Genomic DNA, 3,458 nt, shown 5'->3' on the forward strand with positions numbered 1-3,458 from the left:
CCGACGCCGCCGGCAACGCGCACTGGGCAGGCTAACCCCGATAGAGTTCGAACTGCTCCACACACCGGTCGCAACCGCGGCCTGAAAATCACACCTCCGAGCCAACTGAACTCGGGGCAGTCCCAGATGCAGAGGAAGTACCCCGTACCAAGGCGGGCTAATCATCGATTGGCGACGGCGCTTCGGCGCCTAGTAATTGAGCCCGGAGAACATGACCCGACCGGGATCGTACTTCTGGCGCACCGCGCTCAGCCGGGACAGGTTGGGGCCGAAGTAGCGCGCCGGTGACTGGTTGGCCTCCAGATAGTTCACGTAGCCGCCGACCGAATACTGTTGCACCGCTTGGTGTGCCGAGGCGAGCCAGTTGGTTGCGGCCGCGGGGTCACCGGAGGTTTCGACGTACCACTGCACCAGCGCCGACTGCCGTCGCCACGGAAACGCCGTCGCGGCGGGCGCCACGGTGGCCAGCGCGCCGTCCAGCGCATGCATGATGGCCAGCATCCGGCCCGCGTTGCGGGGAAACGCGTTGACCGCCGCCGCGATGCCCTGCGCCACCGCCGCATTGACGGTGGGGAACACGTCGGACCCGCCGACGTATCCGAGGGGCTGCGGGTTGAGGTTTCCCACGGCCAGGTAGTTCACCAGGTCCATGTAGTTGAAGGTGTGGTTCTCCACCCCGGAGGGTTGTATTCCCACCGCCTGCGTGATGGCCGCCGCGGCGCTGTTGCCGGACCCGGCCGGGCAGGTCGCCAGGATGCGGCAGTGCACGCCCATCGCGTCGACGGTGGCGTCCGCCAACGCCCAGCTGTTCGGGTCCGCGGTGCGCAACCAGTTCTGCCAGCCCACCAGCACCTGCGCGAACGACTGCGGCGGGAAGTTCAGGTTGACGGCATCGACGTCCTTGGTGGGGAACGTGGCGAAGGTCAGTGAGGTGGTCACACCGAAGTTGCCCCCACCGCCGCCGCGTAACGCCCAGAACAGGTCGGGGTTGCTGGCGGCGGACGCGGTAACCGCCTGGCCGCTGGGCAGCACCACCGACGCCGACGTCAACTGATCGCAGAGTAGGCCCGCATGCCGCGACTGAGCGCCCATCCCGCCGCCCAGCGCGTGACCTGCGGCGCCGACCGACGGGCAGGTCCCCGTCGGGACGCCCCGGCCGACGGCCGCCAGCGTCCGGTGCATGGTGTAGAGGCTGGTGGCCGGTGTCACGGTGACCTGTCCCGTGGCGGCGTCGTAGTTGGCGTCGCCGGGCAGTTGACGCAGGTCGAGCACCATGGTCCCGTTCGCGGTGGACGCGCCGGTATAGGAGTGCCCGCCGCTGCGCGGAGCGACCTTGAGGTTGTGGGCGGCGGCGAACGCCATCGCCTTCTGCACGTCCGCCGCCGACGTCGGCGTGACGACCGCAGCGGGCGTGGAGCCGTTGTAGTTGGTGTTGAAAACCTGTTTGGCCCCGGCGAATTGGGGGCTGTCCGGGAGCAGCACCTTCCCGCCGAGAGCCGTCGACAGACCCTCCCAGCCCGAAGGTCGCGGATCGGCCGCGACCCGGGGTGCGCCGAGCACCGCGCCGGCCGCCAACGCTCCCACCGCTCCGCGCAGAAACGCCTGCCGCGAGATTTCACGCGCCATCGTCGGACTTCCGCGATTGCGTCATGCCCCGAATTGTCAATCACGCCAAACGCGGTGCGACACGACGTGTCGAGGGTTGGCCGAAACGTGCTGCAACCGTTATCCAATCCGGCTCGTTCGCCGACCCCCGATCCCCCGTTGGTTTCGATACCCCGCCGGGGTACTGTGGCGCCATGGACGCAGCGCAACTGCGGGCGGTCTTCGCCAGGTCACGATGTGGCATGCCATGATCGGCGATCTCACGGTGCGCTGGGCCGTCACCGCGCTGTTCGGTGCGAGCCTTCCGGCGTACGCCTATCTTGCTGTGTCGCAACGCGATCGGTGGAGCTGCGCGGTCAATCACCTGCTGCACCTGGCGATGTCGGCGGCGATGATCCTGATGGTATGGAGTGTCGGCCTGGGCCTTCCCGCGGTTGCGCCGACGCTCTTTTTCCTGCTGGCGGGGGCATGGTTCGCGTTCCTGGCCGTGCGGGCATCGGCGCAATCCCGAGAACGGCTCAAAACCTGCTATTACGCGGCGATGATGGCGGCGATGGCGTGGATGTATGCGTTGATGAGCAGCGGCACGACGGGTGCGCACGCGCATGGGCGCTCGGCGTCGGATTCGGTGGGCGCGAACATGTCCGGCATGCGGCTACCCGAGCATCCGGCGTCCCCGGGCGCCGGCGGATTCTCCTGGGTGGCTGCGGCAAACTGGCTGGGGGCGCTGGGATTTGCCGCCCTGGCGGTCTATTGGCTCTATCGCTTCGTCGGCCAGCGCCGGCTGGCCCGGGTACCCGCGCGGCTCGCCCGCATGGAGCCGCTGTATCAGGCGTTCACCGCCGCCGGCACGGCGCTGATGTTCGACATGCTGCTCTGGTAGTGCACGGCCGTCGCCGGCGTCGGGCCCGTCAGCCGGCGCCCTTGCCGTTGTCCACCCGATACACGGCGGCGGCCGCGTCGCTGGCGAGGAACGCGATCACCTTCGCGACGTCGAGCGGCCGCATCATGCCGCGCGGTGCGCAGGATCAGGTCGTAGTTCGGATCGTCCGGCGCGCTGAACCGTTCGATCTGCGGGGTGAGCATGCCACCCGGGCATACCGCATTGACGCGCAGCCGGTCCGCGGTGTATTCCACTGCCAGCGCGCGGGTTAGACCGATCAATCCATGCTTGGCCGCGCAGTAGCCGGCCGAATACGCCTGCCCCTCGACGCCGGCGATGGAGCTCACGTTGACGATGTTGCCGCCGCGTTCCAGCAGCTGCGGCAGCGCCGCCCTGCACAGGAAGAACGGCCCGTTCAGGTTCACCGCGAGGTCGTGCTCCCAGTCCTCGTCGGTCATCGAATCTCGTTGTGGTCCTTTTATCTAGTAGCACCGAATCCGCGTTACGCCCGCACGCAAAATATCGAGCGGTGCAACCAGTCTCGATGCGTGGGTCGCGGCGCGTCTGCGCTCGGCCCGGAGGTGCTGCTGGATCCGGCGCGCCGCGATCATCGCGATCAGGGTGATCGTCAGTCTGCCCAACGCGGGCCTGCTGGTGCGCTTCGCCCAGGTCGGCCGCGGCGAGCCCGCCCGGCGGCCGACGTGGTAGCCGAGGAAGGCCGCCGTCGCGAGCGCGCCGATGACCGCGATTACCGTCACCTGATGAGGATCCTTGGCCGCCGTCGCGAGAAGGTCACGAGCGGGCTACGCCTCGGCCACCAACTGACTGCCGGGTGCCGTCCTAGGCCTAGTGTCCTGAGTTATTAATTCGTTTGCAGTAGTTGGCGACGGATTCCAGGATTTGGTCGGCGGTTTTTGTCCAGACGTAGGGCTTAGGGTTGTCGTTCCAGTGCTCGATCCAGGCGCGGATG

General features: G+C 68.0%; 3 protein-coding genes and 2 pseudogenes. 1 reads left to right on the top strand and 4 read right to left on the bottom strand.

Annotated features, from left to right (window positions below; all coding sequences use genetic code 11):
- Positions 1–189 precede the first annotated feature (189 nt).
- Positions 190–1,626, bottom strand: coding sequence for an FAD-dependent oxidoreductase (locus tag H7I87_RS25900; protein WP_023871545.1), 1,437 nt, complete (start codon positions 1,624–1,626; stop codon positions 190–192).
- 226 nt (positions 1,627–1,852) lie between these two features.
- Here H7I87_RS25900 and H7I87_RS25905 point away from each other — a divergent pair, with 226 nt between their 5' ends.
- Positions 1,853–2,488, top strand: coding sequence for a DUF5134 domain-containing protein (locus tag H7I87_RS25905; RefSeq protein ID WP_023862076.1), 636 nt, complete (start codon positions 1,853–1,855; stop codon positions 2,486–2,488).
- A 28-nt stretch (positions 2,489–2,516) separates the two neighbouring features.
- On the opposite strand, the pseudogene H7I87_RS25910 reads toward H7I87_RS25905, so the two are convergent.
- From H7I87_RS25910 to H7I87_RS25920, 3 genes and pseudogenes are all read right to left on the bottom strand, one after another.
- Positions 2,517–2,952: pseudogene (locus tag H7I87_RS25910) on the bottom strand (SDR family NAD(P)-dependent oxidoreductase); the annotation flags it as partial.
- Positions 2,953–2,970: 18 nt separating this feature from the next.
- A complete protein-coding gene (locus H7I87_RS29280) occupies positions 2,971–3,246 on the bottom strand; it encodes a hypothetical protein (protein ID WP_023862077.1) in 276 nt (91 codons plus the stop codon).
- An 88-nt stretch (positions 3,247–3,334) separates the two neighbouring features.
- Positions 3,335–3,458 (bottom strand): annotated as a pseudogene (locus H7I87_RS25920) (IS630 family transposase); the annotation flags it as partial.

Source organism: Mycobacterium timonense (assembly GCF_025821985.1).
Classification (GTDB): domain Bacteria; phylum Actinomycetota; class Actinomycetes; order Mycobacteriales; family Mycobacteriaceae; genus Mycobacterium; species Mycobacterium avium.

Excerpts from the sequence above, each read along its gene's own strand:
- H7I87_RS25905 (WP_023862076.1), top strand. The coding sequence starts at position 1,853 with ATGATCGGCGATCTCACGGTGCGCTGGGCCGTCACCGCGCTGTTCGGT.
- H7I87_RS25900 (WP_023871545.1), bottom strand. The coding sequence starts at position 1,626 with ATGGCGCGTGAAATCTCGCGGCAGGCGTTTCTGCGCGGAGCGGTGGGA.